Source organism: Streptomyces sp. NPDC096311 (assembly GCF_044763085.1).
Lineage (GTDB): Bacteria > Actinomycetota > Actinomycetes > Streptomycetales > Streptomycetaceae > Streptomyces.
In genome coordinates this window covers 517,524-531,124 of record NZ_JBIWFN010000003.1, presented here as the reverse complement: position 1 = coordinate 531,124, position 13,601 = coordinate 517,524, and the positions used below count along the sequence as shown (strand labels likewise).

The window sequence follows — 13,601 nt, the reverse complement described above, 5'->3', positions numbered from 1 at the left end:
AGCGTTCGGCGCATGCGGATTCTGCATCTGTCGGACACCCACATCGACCGCACCGACGCCCCGAACCGCCACGGCGTCAACGCCACCGAGTCCCTGCGTCTGATGCTCGGTGAACTCCGCCACCAGCGGGACGTGGACGCCGTCGTCGTCAGCGGCGACCTCGCCGACGACGGGTCGTCCGAGGCGTACGCCGGTGTGCGCGGCCTGCTGGACGGGTTCGCCGTGCGGATGGACGCGCCGGTCTTCTACAGCACCGGCAACCACGACGAGCGCCAGGCCTTCGCCAAGGTGCTGGGCAGCGGGCACGTGGCGCCGGACGGCACCGACCGGGCCGAGGCCGTCGTCCCGTCCGACGAGAGGGAGCGGGCGGCCGTGAGTCTGGTCGACGGCTACCGGTTCGTCACGCTCGACTCGCTGGTGCCGGGCAGGGTTCACGGACACCTCGGTGCCGGGCAGCTGGACTGGCTCCGTGAAGTCCTGCGGACGCCGGCGCCGCACGGCACGGTCCTCGTCTTCCACCACCCTCCGATCACCCTCGACGTCGAGGTCCAGCGGGTGTTGGGGCTGCGCAATCCGGCGGACCTGGCCGACGCGATCCGCGGGACCGACGTCCGGGTCATCCTCTGCGGCCACTTCCACCTCCAGATCCTCGGCTTCCTGGAGTCGACGCCGGTGTGGGTCACCCCGGGCGTCGTCAACCGCATCGACCTCACCACCGCCGCCGGCACCGAGCGTGCCGTACGCGGGGCGTCGGCGTCCCTCGTGGAACTGGACACCCCGGGCGGTCCGCTCTTCCACACCTTCCACGCACGCGATCCGCGGGCGCACGAGACCGTCTACGAACTGGACGGGGACCAGACGCGTTCCTTCCTCGAGAGATACGGCACCGGCTGACGACCGGCCTGCCGTACGCAGCCTTCAGCAAGGAGTCATCCATGACGACAGCCGCATCCCGACAGCCCGCCGCCGGGCCCGCCGAGCCCGTGGTGCGTACCGCCGCCGGTGCGGTGCGCGGGCGGCGGGAGGACGGCCTGGCGGTCTTCCGGGGTGTCCCGTTCGCCGAACCTCCGGTGGGGGAGGCGCGGTTCGCCGCGCCGCGCCCCGCGCGGGCCTGGGACGGGACACGGGAGGCGTACTCCTTCGGGCCGCCGCCCCCGCAGGAGGCGGGAATCCAGGGCCGCACCGGCGTGCTGGACGCTCCGACGGGCGACGACTGGCTGACGGTGAACGTCTGGACGCCGGACCCGGACCCGGCCGCCCGTCGCCCGGTGATGGTGTGGATCTACGGCGGTGCCTACAAACTCGGTCACTCCGGCAGCCCCGGCTACGACGCCCGGTTCATCGCCCGCGGGGGTGACCTCGTCGTCGTCACCTTCAACTACCGCGTCGGCATCGAGGGTTTCGCCCGGATCGAGGGGGCGCCCGCCAACCGGGGCCTGCTCGACCAGGTCGCCGCCCTGGAATGGGTGCGCGAGAACATCGCGGCCTTCGGCGGCGACCCCGACCAGGTCACCGTCTTCGGAGAGTCGGCCGGTGCCGGTTCGATCGCCTCACTGCTGGCCATGCCGCGCGCGGCCGGGCTGTTCCGGCGGGCGATCGCGCAGTCCGTGCCGGGCACGTTCTTCTCGGACGAGCTGGCCCGGGACATCGCGGCCGCCATCGCCGCCGAGGCGGGCCTGCGTCCGACGGTTGCCGACCTGACCACCGTCGACCCGCGTCAACTGACCGAGGCGGGGGCGACGCTGGGCGCCAGAATGCGGACGTACGAGGAGAGGTGGGGGCCGGTGGTCCATACGCTGACGCCCTTCTCGCCGGTCGTCGACGGTGACGTACTGCCGACCACTCCCTGGCGGGCGCTGGCGTCCGGCACGGCCCGGGACGTGGAACTGATCGCCGGTCACAACCGGGAGGAGTACCGGCTGTTCGTCGGGCTCGGCGGGCAGCTCGGAAAGATCACGGAGGAGGCGGCGGCAGCCGCGCTGCGCAGGTTCGGGCCGGGCCCCGACGGCGAACGGGCTTACCGTGCCGCCTTCCCCGAGGCCTCGCCGGGAGAGCTGTACGAACGCGTCCAGACCGACTGGCTGTTCAGCATGCCCTCGCTCCACCTCGCCGAGGCGCAGGTCGCCGGGGGCGGACGTGCGCACGTCTACGAGCTGACCTGGCCGGCCCCGGGCAACGGCGGCGTCCTGGGTGCCTGCCACGGCCTGGACATCCCGCTGCTGTTCGGCACGTTCGGCGCGGACCTCGGCATGCTGCTGTTCGACGGCGCCGAGCCCTCGCCGGAGGCCGAGGCGCTGTCGTCCCGCTTCCGGACGTCCTGGACCGCGTTCGCGGCGACGGGCGATCCGGGCTGGCCGGCCTTCGACGGTGAACGTCGGCTGACGCAGGTGCTCGACACCGATCCGCTGGTCACCGGGTACCCCGAGGAGACGTCGAGGCGGCTGTGGGAGGGGCACGAGTTTCCGGCCCTCCCGTTGGTCCGGTGACAGAGCCGGGGGTTCTTCCGGGTCGGCTCAGTCCGCGTGGTCCTTGAGCTTCCCGGTGGCTCGGGGCTGGGGACTTGAGCGTCGGGAGGCTGGTCAGAGCCGGGTGCGCAGGACCGTGGCCAGGCGGGGGAGTCCGTCCGGTCCGTGGCCGGCGGCGACGGCCCGGTCGGCGGCGCCCTTCGCCGCGGTCAGCGCGCCCACCTCCAGGCCGTGGGCGGTGGCCGCGTCGATCAGGTGGGCGATCGTCGTCGCCGCGGAGGCGATCGTGGAGCGCTCACCGGGGTAGTCGCCGGTGCGGAGCTGGCCGGCGAATCGCGGGATCATCTCGGACAGCAGACCGCTGATCCCGAGGGCGAACGGGGCGAGGTCGTCGGGTGCGATGCCCTCGGCCGAGGCGAGGGCGAAGGAGTGCGCGACGCCGTACACCGACGTGGTGAACAGGTCGAGGAGCGCCACCTCGTATGCCGCCGCCCGGCCGGGATCGGCACCGAGATACGTACCGGTGCCGCCCACGGCGGCCATCGTGCCCCGTACCGCCTCGTGCACCTCGTGCGCCCCGCTGTAGAGGACGGCGGTGGCCGCCGTGCCGACGACCTGGGGCGGGGTGAGGATCGCGCCGTCCAGGTAGCGGATGCCGCGCGCCGCTGCCCAGTCCGCCATCGAGCGGGCTCGGGCCGGCTCCCCGCTGGTGAGGTTGGTGAGCATGCGCCCCTCCCAGCGCGCCGGCGCGACCGGCTCCAGCACCGCTCGTAGGGCGTCGTAGTCCCGCAGGCAGGCGACGACCACCCGCCCGGCACCCACCGCGTCCGCCACCGACCCGGCGACGGCGGCACCCCGGTCGGGCAGGTCGCCGGCCCGGCCGGGCGTGCGGTTCCACACCGTCACCGGGTGACCTGCCGCCAGGAAGGCGGAGGCCAGGGCGCGGCCCATCGGGCCGAGGCCGAGAACGGTGACAGGGGTGGGCGGGGCGGACGGGTCGGGGTACGGCCGGGTGGTGTCCTGTGTGGATGAGGTCATGCTTCGACGCTAGACATTCACGTTGACGTGAGAGTCAAGTCCCTGTTGGACTCGGCCTCATGAGGATCGGTGAGCTCTCACGGCGTACGGGTGCGAGCCCGCGGGCCCTGCGCTACTACGAGGAGCAGGGGCTGCTGTCGCCGACCAGACTGCCGAGCGGATACCGGGAGTACGGCGAGCGGGACGTGACGACCGTGCGGCGCATCCGGGTCCTGCTCTCCGCCGGACTCGGCACGTCCGTCATCGCGGAGATCGTGCCCTGCGTGCAGGACGACACCGTCGTCCTGGCGGGCACGTGCCCGGAGCTCCTCGAAGGACTCGCGCAGGAGCGCGGGCGGATCACGGCGGTGATCGACGACCTGACCGCCGCGCGTGACATCCTCGACTCCGTCGTCGGCCGCCCCCTCTAGCCACCCCTCTTCGCCCGGATCGAAATGTCCTGGGGGCTCGTTGTTCGAACAGGTCCTAGCCTGGAGGCATGGGCGGTGGCCTCGTCACGCTGTTCCTGGCCGGTGATGTGATGCTCGGCCGGGGAGTCGACCAGATCCTTCCGCACCCCGGCGATCCGAAGCTGCGGGAGTCGTACGTCAGGGATGCCCGCGCCTATGTGGAGCTGGCCGAGGCGGCGCACGGCGTGATTCCCCGCCCGGCCGGCTTCACCTGGCCCTGGGGCGACGCGCTGGACGTGCTCGCCGCGGTGGCCCCCGACGCCCGGATCCTCAACCTGGAGACCTCCGTCACGCGCAACGACGAGGCCGCGCCCGGCAAAGAGATCCACTACCGGATGCACCCGGCCAACCTGCCCGCCCTCGCCGCCGCCCGTCCGCACGCCTGTGCCCTGGCCAACAACCATGTGCTGGACTACGGCCGCCGCGGGCTGGAGGAGACCCTCGACGCCCTGGCGGACGCGGGTCTTCGCGCGCCGGGAGCGGGGCGGGACGCCGACGAGGCCCGGCGTCCCGCGATCGTCCCCGTCACAGGCGGCCGGCGTGTCCTGGTCTTCTCCGTGGGGCTGGCTTCCAGCGGCATACCCCGCGGCTGGGCCGCCACGGCACAGCGCAGCGGGGTCGACTTCGTCGCCGAGCCGTCGGACGCCGCCGCGGCCGGGATCGCGACCCGGCTGCGTCCGGCCAAGCGGCCGGGCGACATCGTGGTCGTCTCGGTCCACTGGGGCTCCAACTGGGGCTACCTCGTCCCGCGTGACCAGGTCCGCTTTCGGCCATGCGCTCGTCGACGGCGGCGCGGACGTCGTGCACGGGCACTCCTCGCACCATCCGCGGCCGCTGGAGACGTACCGGGGAAAGCTCATCACCCACGGCTGCGGCGACCTGATCAACGACTACGAGGGCATCGGCGGCTACGAGGAGTACCGGGACGATCTCCGGTTGCTGTACTTCGTCACCGTGGACCCGGACGGCGGCAGGTACCACGACGTGCGCGTCGTCCCGATGCGGTCCCGGCGGATGCGGCTGGAGCGGGCGACGGCCGAGGACTCGCGGTGGGTGCGGGACATGCTGAGCCGGATCAGCCGGACCTACGGCTCACGGGTCGCACTCGACCCGGACGGCACCCTCACCGTCCGGCCGGCCCTGGGAGCAGCGAGTGGCAGCGCCCCATAATGGACTTGTCCGCAATGGACTTGTCCGCCCGGAACGGACATGTCCGCCCGGCAGTGCGGACCGGACTTCACTCGGGACCCGAGGAGCTCACCTCACCCCGGGAGGCGACCATGTACTTCGCTGATCGAACCGACGCGGGCCGGCAGCTCGCCGCCCGGCTGCACCACCTCAAGGGCCAGGACCTCGTGGTCGTGGGACTTCCCCGCGGCGGTGTCCCGGTCGCCGCGCAGGTCGCCGAGGCCCTCGGCGCCCCGCTCGACGTCTGCCTCGTGCGCAAGCTGGGGGTGCCCTTCCAGCCGGAGCTGGCCATGGGCGCCATCGGCGAGGAAGGCGTCCGCGTCATCAACGAAGAGGTACTGCGGGGGACGGGTGTGACGGACCGTGCCCTGGCGGCGGTGGAGGAACACGAGCGCGGCGTCCTGCAGCAGCGGGCCCGCCGCTACCGGGGCGAGCGGCAGCCGGCCCGGTACGAGGGACGGACGGTCCTGGTGGTGGACGACGGGCTGGCGACCGGCTCCACGGCACTCGCGGCCTGCCGGATCGCGCGCGCCCGCGGCGCGTCGCGGATCGTGCTGGCGGTTCCCGTGGCGCCGCACGACTGGTCCGACCGCCTCGGAGGCGCGGCGGACGAAGGCGTCTGTCTGCACACCCCCCGGCTGTTCTACGCGATCGGCCAGTTCTACACGGACTTCGGGCAGACGAGCGACGAGGAGGTCATCGCCTGCCTGGAGCACAACCGCGCGGCGCACGCCACGTCCGACGCACCGCCGGCCGCGGGCAGCGCCTCCCCCGAGCACGCTTCCCCGCCCTCTGACGAGGAGGTCCGGATACCGGCCACGGGCGCCGCGCTCGACGGGCGGCTGACGGTACCCCGCGGCGCCCCCGGGATCGTCCTCTTCGCCCACGGCAGCGGCAGCAGCAGGAAGAGCCCGCGCAACCGCTTCGTCGCCACCGGGCTGAACCGCGCCGGTCTCGGCACCCTTCTGTTCGATCTGCTCACCGAGGCCGAGGCGGTGAACCGGGACAACGTGTTCGACACGGAGCTGCTCGCCCGCCGCCTGATCCAGGCGACCGCATGGCTGCGTGAGCAGCCCGGCGTCCAGGGCATGGAGTTCGGTTACTTCGGTGCCAGCACAGGCGCCGCCGCCGCGCTGTGGGCCGCGGCGGAGCCCGCGGCGGACGTCGCGGCAGTCGTCTCCCGCGGGGGCAGGCCGGATCTGGCCGGCGCCAGGCTGCCGGAGGTGAAGGCTCCGACGCTGCTCGTCGTCGGGGGCCGCGACCACGTCGTACTGGACCTCAACCGGCAGGCGGCGGCGCGTCTGAGCTGTGAGCATGAGCTGGCCGTCGTCCCCGGTGCCACCCATCTCTTCGAGGAACCCGGCACCCTGGAATCGGTCACCGAGCTGGCCACGGACTGGTTCAGCAGGCATCTCGCCTCCGCCGTCCCGAGCGCGGGAGCACACAGGTGACGCGGGTCGACTACAGGTTGCCCATCGGCTCGATGTCCACCTTCACCGGTGTGCCCCAGATGCGCAGCACCTCGTAGTCCGTGAACTCGTGGACCAGGCGGTAGGCCATGCCGGGGCGCGGGGTGCGGCGCTCCGCGGCGAGGTACCGCTCCGCCTCTACGCGGTCGCGGCGCGGGGTGCCGCACAGCTGCCACGCCTGCCCTGTCCATACCTCCGGCAGCCAGCGCTGCTGGGGCTGGGGGCGGTCGGCCCGCACGCCGTACCGGGACATCGTGCGCTCGGGTGCGTCGTCGGCGCCGCCGGGGCGGCCCTGCGGGAAGGCGTCGTTGACCTCGGTGCGGCGGGCGGTGCGCCGCCGTGTCTCGCAGAGCAGACAGAGGTCGACGGCGCCCTCGTCCACCGGGCCACTGGGGTGCTCGGCGCAGCGCGTCGTGGGCACCGCCGTCGTCACCGTCTCCTCCAGCAGGTCCAGCGCCCGCTTCAGGTCGGCCTTCACCTCGTGCAGCTTCGCGTCGGGCGTGTCGGCGTTCAGCGCGTCGCCGTGCTCGCCGAGCACGCGCAGGGCGCGGCCGAGGGCGGTCAGCTGTGCGTGGTTCACGGTGGTGGATTCCCTCCCGGGTCGGTGTCCTGCCCCTCCTTCGAAGAATCGCACACGCCACTGACAGAGCCCCCGAGTCCGAAGAAGTACGTCGCCGCGAACCCCACCACGTACCCGGTGAGCAGCCCGCCCGCGTAGATCGCGGCCGTCAGGGCCAGTCCGCCCGTGCCCTTGAGCAGGGGGAACAGCGCCCAGCCCGAGGGGCCGATCGCCGTGGAGCCGATCTTGTCGCCGAGCATCGAGAAGAAGCCGACGAACGCGCCGCCCGCCGCCCCGCCCGCGCAGGCGGTGACGAAGGGGCGGCCGAGGGGGAGCGAGACGCCGTAGATCAGGGGTTCGCCGACGCCCAGGAGGCCCGCGGGCAGCGCCGACCTGATCGTCGTACGGAGTGACTGGTCGTGGTGGAGGCGGACGTAGACCGCGAGTGCCGCGCCGACCTGCCCGGCGCCCGCCATCGCCAGGACGGGCAGCAGGACCGTGTAGCCCTGCTGCTGGATGAGGGTGGTGTGCAGCGGGATCAGTGCCTGGTGCAGGCCCAGCATCACCAGGGGGAGGAACAGGCCGCCCAGGACCAGGCCCGCGAAGACGCCCGTGTGGTCGAGGAGCCAGTTCGCGCCCGTCCCGATGGCCGCCGACAGCTCGCCGGCCGTGTACATCAGGGCGTAGAGCGTCACCAGACCGGTGAGCAGGACCGTGAGGGTGGGGGTGACGAGGACGTCGAGGGCTTCGGGGACCCAGCGGCGGCACCACTTCTCCACGTACGTTCCCAGGAGCGCGGCGGCCAGTGCGCCGAGTACCCCGCCCTGGCCCGGCGCCAGGGTCATGCCGAAGGCCGTCACCTTCGCGACCCCCGCGTACACGACGATCGCGGCCACCGCCCCGCCCAGGACCGGGGTGCCGCCGAACTCCTTCGCCGTGTTGTGGCCGACGAACACCGCGATCAGGGCCATGAAGCCGGAGGCGATCGCGGCGAGGGCGGGGGTGAGGGAGGGGAGCCACCCCAGGTTGACCAGCAGGCCGCCCAGGCCCGCGATGACTCCGCAGCCGATCAGGGCGGGGATCAGGGGGACGAAGATGTTCGCGATCCGGCGGAGGAGCAGTTTGAGGGGGGTCGCGTTGCGCTGTTGCCGGGCCGCCTTCCACTCGGCGCCGCGTGCGGCCAGCGCGTCGGCCGTGCCGGTGACCGGCGCACCGGCCGTGCCGGTGACGAGCGCCTCGAACTCGGGGGTCACCCGCGCGACCGTGCCCGGCCCCAGGACGATCTGGTAGCTGTCGTCGTCCGCGACCACGCCCAGTACGGCGGGCAGGGACCTGAGAGCGTCCTCGCGTACGAGCGTCCGGTCCCGCAGGCCCAGGCGCAGGCGGGTCATGCAGTGGGCGACGGAGGTGACGTTCGCGGCGCCGCCGACCAGGGGGAGGATCGCGGCGGCCGTGTCGGCATGGGGGGTGAGGTCGTTCGTTGTGCGCACTCCACGAGGGTGCTGGTCAGCCCGTCGATGCGGCGAGCGCCGCGCGCAGATGGCCGTCGCTCTCCTCCAGAAGGCGGGCCGCCGTGGGCCCGTCCACGCCGCCGAGGATGGTGAGGATGGCGTTCTTCACCTCGCCGTCGGTGGCCGCGAGGGCCCGTTCGATCTCCTCGTCCGAGGCGCCGGTCGCGAGGGCGACGATACGGCGGGAGCGGGCCCGCAGCTTCTCGTTCGAGGCGCGGACGTCGACCATCAGGTTCCCGTACGTCTTGCCGAGACGGATCATCGTGATCGTCGAGAGCATGTTCAGGACGAGTTTCTGCGCCGTGCCCGCCTTGAGGCGGGTCGAGCCGGTCAGCAGCTCGGGCCCGACGACGATCTCGATGCCGTGCTCGGCCGCGGCGGCCAGCGCGCTGTGTGCGTTGCAGGACAGGCCGATCGTCAACGCGCCGCGCGCGCGGGCGTGTTCGACCGCGCCGACGGCGTACGGGGTGCGGCCGGAGGCGGAGACGCCGACCACCGTGTCGTCGGGGGTCAGGGAGAGCTCCTTCAGGTCGGCCTCGGCCAGCTCCTTGGAGTCCTCGGCGCCCTCGACCGAGGTGACCATGGCGCTCGGGCCGCCCGCGATCAGGCCCACGACCTCGGACGGGTCGGTGTTGAAGGTGGGCGGACACTCGGAGGCGTCCAGCACACCGAGGCGGCCGGCGGTGCCCGCGCCCGCGTAGATCAGCCGGCCGCCGCGGGACATGCGCTCGGCCACGGCGTCGATCGCGGCGGCGATACGGGGCAGCTGGGTCGCGACGGCCGTCGGCACGGTCGCGTCCTCGGCGTTCATGATCTTCGCGATCTCCAGCGTCGGCAGCCGGTCGATCTGGGACAGCTCAGGGCGGAACGCCTCAGTGGTCAACGTCTCCAACTCGGCCCGCAGGGAGTGGTAGTTGGAGGAGGCGTCGGCGGTGGAGGTCATGACGAACGGCTCTTTTCAACGCGGGGCGGTGAAGCGCCCCTTCAGGGGCGCGAGGCTGCGGACATATGCGGCTTCGCCGCGTGGGCGCGACCAGCCACATGCGGCCCGCAGCGTGACGACGGCATCCAGTTCTTCCAGGCTCCCGGCGGAGCGCTAGCGCATACGGCCGCGCGGGCTATGTCGGTGCGCCAGCGCCTCGTACGACGCGGACAGCGCGGGCGCCGCCGTCTCGTACGTCCGCTGGGCGACCCCCACGAACAGGCAGTCCACCACCAGCAACTGGCTGGTGCGCGACGACATCGCCGCGGGACGCAACTCGCTCTCGCGGGCCGTGGACGTGGTGAGTATGTGATCGGCGTACTGCGTGACGGGCCCGTCCGGGCGGCCGGTGATCGCGACCGTCGTCGCCCCGCGTTCGAAGGCGACCCGCAGCGGCTCGATGACGTCGCCCGTCGAGCCGGAGTGGGTGATCGCGATCGCCACGTCCTTGGCCCGCAGCTGCACCGCGTTGGTGACGGCGAGGTGCGGATCGCTGTGCGGGTGGGCTATGAGTCCGATGCGCAGCAGCTTCTGGGCCAGGTCCTGGGCGACGAGGCCGGACGCGCCGACGCCGTAGATGTCGATCCGGCGGGCGGTGGCGAGCGCCGTGACGGCCGCGCCCAGCTGGACCGTGTCGAGCCCCGCCGCGGTGTCGGCGAGGGTCTGCTGCTCGTCGTACGCGAGTTTCGCGACGACGTCCGCGATGGGGTCGTCGACCGCGATGTCCGCGGTGACGGCGGGGGAGCGGCCCGACTGCTGCTGGGCGGCGAGGCCGGCGAGCGCGAGGCGCAGGTCGCGGTAGCCGGGGTAGCCCAGCAGGCGGGCGGTGCGCACCACCGTGGCCTCGCTGGTGCCGGTGAGCTCGGCGAGGCCGGTGACCGTGAGGGCCGCGCAGCCGGCCGGGTCGCCGGCGACGGCCTCGGCGACCCGTTGCATGGAGCGGGTCATCGACGGGGCAAGCGTTCGCACCTTGGCCGCGAGGGCGGCGGGAGCGGGCGGAGCCTCACCGGCGAAAATTTCCTTCACGTCTGGGGTCACTTGTGAAAGATATTTTCTGCTGGGGTATGCGGTCAAGGGTGCGCACAATGGGTGCATGGACCCCACCAGCCAACCCGTCAGCCCCTTGGAGCAGGCGTTGCACGCGGCCCGCGCCCTCGTTCTCGCCGATCTCGTCGCGGGTGAGGTCGCCGAGGCGGATGTCGTCTCGCTCGTCGAGGACTCGGTGGTGCAGCGCCGATGGTGGGTCGAACAATGGCCGGAGGGCGTCGGTTATGTGGCCGGGCTCGTCGCCCAGGACGTGCAGGACGCGTTGCTGGAGCGGTACGGGCGATGGCCGCTGTGTCCGGTCTGCGGCTCGGGCGACCCGCACGCCCTCGACGTCGAGCCGGAGCTCGGGCCCGATCCGCACTGGGTCTGCCACAAGGCGGGCGTGAAGGTCGCGTCCGTGGGATGCCTGGGGTCGGCGGCCGGCGAGACGCCGTCCTCGTGAGCATCTACATCGACCCACCCGCCTGGCCGGGGCACGGGCGGCTCTGGTCCCACCTGGTCAGCGACGTCTCGTACGACGAACTGCACCTGTTCGCCGCGGACTTGGGCGTACCTCCGCGCGCCTTCGAGCGCGACCACTACGACCTCCCCTCCCACCGGTACGCGGACGCCGTGCGCGCCGGGGCGGTGGAGGTCAGCAGCCGCGAGGTGGTGCGGCTGCTGTACGGCGCGGGGCTGCGCCGGCGCAAGTACGTCGGTCGGTAGGCGGACCGGTCGGCCCGTCCCGGTGGGCCGAGGTCAGTCCGTACGGGCGTACACCCGCAGCGATGGATCCAGCGCGCGCAGCTCGTACGCGTACTCCTCCTCGTCCTCGCTCACCCGGGTGAAGCCGGCGCGCGCGATGACCCGCTGGGAGGGCGCGTTGGTCCGCTCTATGGCCGCGAAGAGGATGTCGAGCTCGTCGTGGGCGAGGGCCCAGGCGGCCAGGGCGCGCAGGGCCTCGGTCGCGTAGCCGTGGCCGCGGGCGTTCTCGGCGAGGTCGTAGCCGACTTCCGCGCGACCGTCCTCGTCGGGGGCGCCGTGGAAACCCATCGCGCCGACCGCCCGGCCGTCCTCGCTCCGTACGAGCACGAACATGCCCCACTCCGGGCGGTGCACCCCGCTCTCGTACGCCTTCAGGACCATTCCGGCGGCGTCCCGCGTGCCGTCGAAGGGGCCGCCCTCGATCCACTCGAAGCCGCCGGTGCCACCCGCGCGCAGATCGGCGGCGGCCGCCGGGGTGACTCCTTGGAGCGTGAGCCGTCCGGCCTCGATCACCAGGTTGTTGCTCCAGCGCCACTCGGTGAGCGGGGCGCGGCCGGGCAGCTCGCCGCGGCCGGTCGCCCACAGGAGCGTGGGCCACGGCTCGGACCCCGGCCTGACGTGCGGAAAGATCCGGGAGAGTACGTCCGTGCAGAGCTCGGCCGGCGGCTCGTAGGCGACCCCGAGACCCTGCGCGATGTCATGCGTGTGCAGCAGCACCTCGGTGACACCCATCGCGGCGAAGCCCTCGCGGTTCGCGCTGCGGAACGGATACGGGTGGAAGGCACGCACCTCGCGCGGCGTGGTGCGCACGGCGGCGGCGAGCAGGGCGCCGGTCGTCTCGATCACGTCGACGACGCCCGCGTTGTCGGTGCCGTCGTCCAGGGTGATCTCGAAGGGCACGTACGCCGTGGTGGCCCGCCCCGCCAACTGGCCCGCGTACGCGAGGAGATCGTCCGCGATGTGCTCGGCGGTCCTGCGGCAGCTCCACTCGAGACCGCCTGCCCCGACGCCGTCCCAGTCCCGCCCGGCCACCGCCCGCAACACCGCGACGGCGCCCGCGACGGCTTCCTCCACCTGGTCCCCACCCATGGATCGCATGCGGCTGAGGATAGGCGCGGTCAGACGTCGTAACGTACTGGATTGTTGGACCTGTCGGCCTTTTCGGCCTTCTTGTTCATGGACACCACCAACCCGCCTGCGGAAACGTGACACCCCTGTCGTCGGCGATGGGCGGCAGGAGCCCCGAGAGCAGGAACTCGCTGCTCCCGAGGGGGAAGACGGAGAGGGCGAGGATGTAGACGGCGAGGGGCATACGGGGGCCGGGCGGCGGACCGGGGCGGCTCACTCGGCGGCCCTCCGGGGTGGGTTCGGTGAGTCCGGGGCGGTTTCGGTGAGGTGAGCGAGCTCGCGCCGGATGTTCTCCCGGGCCCGCTCCTCCCACTCCCGTGTTCCGTACGGCGTCCTGAACAACCGTGGCAGGTCCAGGAGTTGGCGCAGCACGGCCGCCCGGCCCGCCCGGAACGCCTCGTCCGGGACGAAGGCGTACTCCTCGCGGACGGCGGCGGTGTAGGCGGCGTAGGCGTCCGGGGCCGAGGCGAGGATCGCGAGGTCGGCGTCGCAGAGGACCTGGCCGTTGCGGTCGTCGTCGGCCGGGGCGTGGGTGACGGTGAGCCGGACCAGACGCCCGACCTCGACCGACTTCTCCTCTCCTGCCCCGGCCTCGGCGAGGGCGCGTTCGGCGAGGCGGGCGGAGCGTTCCTCGTTCTCGGAGCGGTCGGGGAGGTAGACGGCGTCGTGGAACCAGGCGGCGAGGCGGACGAGGGCGGGGTCGTCCGCGTACTCCTCCAGTACGTCGACGTGGTCGAGGACCGCGGAGAGGTGCGCGACGGTGTGATAGCGGCGCTGTGGCTCCTGCCAACGGGCGAGGAGGTTGTCCGCGTACGGGGCAGGGTCGGGGCCGCCGGGGGGACGGGCGCCGTCGAGGGCATGGGACCAGCGGGTGCGCAGCGCGTCGAGGTCGGGCATACGCCGATTCTCCCGCCTGGGCGGCTCGGCCCCTGAGCGGGCCGGGCGAAGTCCGCTGCGGTTCGGCAGCGCCCTGAAGGGGCGCGGGGAACTGCGCGATCAGCCCCCGCCGCCCCGCAGACGA

General features: G+C 72.9%; 13 protein-coding genes and 2 pseudogenes. 7 read left to right on the top strand and 8 right to left on the bottom strand.

Annotated elements, in window-relative coordinates:
- Positions 1-12 precede the first annotated feature (12 nt).
- Together ACIRA5_RS10670 and ACIRA5_RS10665 are read left to right on the top strand one after the other, a co-directional pair.
- A complete protein-coding gene (locus ACIRA5_RS10670; protein ID WP_403689455.1) occupies positions 13-894 on the top strand; it encodes a metallophosphoesterase family protein in 882 nt (293 codons plus the stop codon).
- Positions 895-935: 41 nt separating this feature from the next.
- Positions 936-2,486 (top strand): carboxylesterase/lipase family protein, encoded by a 1,551-nt coding sequence (locus ACIRA5_RS10665; protein WP_403689453.1) that lies wholly within the window; start codon positions 936-938, stop codon positions 2,484-2,486.
- Positions 2,487-2,579: 93 nt separating this feature from the next.
- Here the strand turns inward: ACIRA5_RS10665 and ACIRA5_RS10660 are convergent, their stop codons facing one another.
- Positions 2,580-3,503, bottom strand: a complete 924-nt coding sequence (locus tag ACIRA5_RS10660) for an NAD(P)-dependent oxidoreductase (RefSeq protein WP_403689450.1) — start codon at positions 3,501-3,503, stop codon at positions 2,580-2,582.
- A 59-nt stretch (positions 3,504-3,562) separates the two neighbouring features.
- On the opposite strand from ACIRA5_RS10660, the gene ACIRA5_RS10655 reads away from it, so the two are divergent.
- The 3 genes and pseudogenes from ACIRA5_RS10655 (at position 3,563) to ACIRA5_RS10645 (ending at position 6,591) form a co-directional block, all read left to right on the top strand.
- On the top strand, positions 3,563-3,913 hold the full coding sequence (locus tag ACIRA5_RS10655) for a MerR family transcriptional regulator (RefSeq protein ID WP_403689448.1): 351 nt from the start codon (positions 3,563-3,565) through the stop codon (positions 3,911-3,913).
- A gap of 68 nt (positions 3,914-3,981) precedes the next feature.
- Positions 3,982-5,122 (top strand): annotated as a pseudogene (locus ACIRA5_RS10650) (CapA family protein).
- Between the two features lie 110 nt (positions 5,123-5,232).
- Positions 5,233-6,591, top strand: coding sequence for a phosphoribosyltransferase family protein (locus ACIRA5_RS10645; RefSeq protein ID WP_403689447.1), 1,359 nt, complete (start codon positions 5,233-5,235; stop codon positions 6,589-6,591).
- Between the two features lie 10 nt (positions 6,592-6,601).
- Here ACIRA5_RS10645 and ACIRA5_RS10640 read toward each other — a convergent pair whose 3' ends face one another.
- The 4 genes from ACIRA5_RS10640 to ACIRA5_RS10625 all read right to left on the bottom strand — a co-directional run bounded on the left by ACIRA5_RS10640 (position 6,602) and on the right by ACIRA5_RS10625 (position 10,699).
- Positions 6,602-7,189: a hypothetical protein gene (locus ACIRA5_RS10640; protein ID WP_352044081.1), complete on the bottom strand. Its 588-nt coding sequence runs from the start codon at positions 7,187-7,189 to the stop codon at positions 6,602-6,604.
- The gene (locus ACIRA5_RS10635; RefSeq protein ID WP_403689445.1) at positions 7,186-8,658 is read right to left on the bottom strand and encodes a PTS transporter subunit EIIC; all 1,473 of its coding nucleotides are present in this window, start codon (positions 8,656-8,658) and stop codon (positions 7,186-7,188) included. The genes ACIRA5_RS10640 and ACIRA5_RS10635 overlap by 4 nt, the downstream gene beginning before the upstream one ends.
- Positions 8,659-8,674: 16 nt before the next feature.
- Positions 8,675-9,622 carry an N-acetylmuramic acid 6-phosphate etherase gene (murQ, locus tag ACIRA5_RS10630; RefSeq protein WP_403689443.1) on the bottom strand — a complete coding sequence of 316 codons (948 nt, stop codon included), beginning with the start codon at positions 9,620-9,622 and terminating at the stop codon, positions 8,675-8,677.
- Positions 9,623-9,775: 153 nt separating this feature from the next.
- A complete protein-coding gene (locus tag ACIRA5_RS10625; protein WP_403689441.1) occupies positions 9,776-10,699 on the bottom strand; it encodes a MurR/RpiR family transcriptional regulator in 924 nt (307 codons plus the stop codon).
- Between the two features lie 55 nt (positions 10,700-10,754).
- Here ACIRA5_RS10625 and ACIRA5_RS10620 point away from each other — a divergent pair, with 55 nt between their 5' ends.
- Both ACIRA5_RS10620 and ACIRA5_RS10615 read left to right on the top strand, forming a co-directional pair.
- A complete protein-coding gene (locus ACIRA5_RS10620; RefSeq protein ID WP_403689438.1) occupies positions 10,755-11,150 on the top strand; it encodes a hypothetical protein in 396 nt (131 codons plus the stop codon).
- Positions 11,147-11,413, top strand: a complete 267-nt coding sequence (locus ACIRA5_RS10615; protein ID WP_403689436.1) for a DUF4031 domain-containing protein — start codon at positions 11,147-11,149, stop codon at positions 11,411-11,413. Before ACIRA5_RS10620 ends, ACIRA5_RS10615 begins: the two co-directional genes overlap by 4 nt.
- A gap of 33 nt (positions 11,414-11,446) precedes the next feature.
- Here ACIRA5_RS10615 and ACIRA5_RS10610 read toward each other — a convergent pair whose 3' ends face one another.
- The 3 genes and pseudogenes from ACIRA5_RS10610 to ACIRA5_RS10600 form a co-directional block, all read right to left on the bottom strand.
- A complete protein-coding gene (locus tag ACIRA5_RS10610; RefSeq protein WP_403689433.1) occupies positions 11,447-12,550 on the bottom strand; it encodes a GNAT family N-acetyltransferase in 1,104 nt (367 codons plus the stop codon).
- Between the two features lie 91 nt (positions 12,551-12,641).
- Positions 12,642-12,764, bottom strand: a pseudogene (locus tag ACIRA5_RS10605) (Cmx/CmrA family chloramphenicol efflux MFS transporter); the annotation flags it as partial.
- A gap of 29 nt (positions 12,765-12,793) precedes the next feature.
- Positions 12,794-13,477, bottom strand: coding sequence for a hypothetical protein (locus ACIRA5_RS10600; RefSeq protein ID WP_403689431.1), 684 nt, complete (start codon positions 13,475-13,477; stop codon positions 12,794-12,796).
- Between the last annotated feature and the right edge of the window lie 124 nt (positions 13,478-13,601).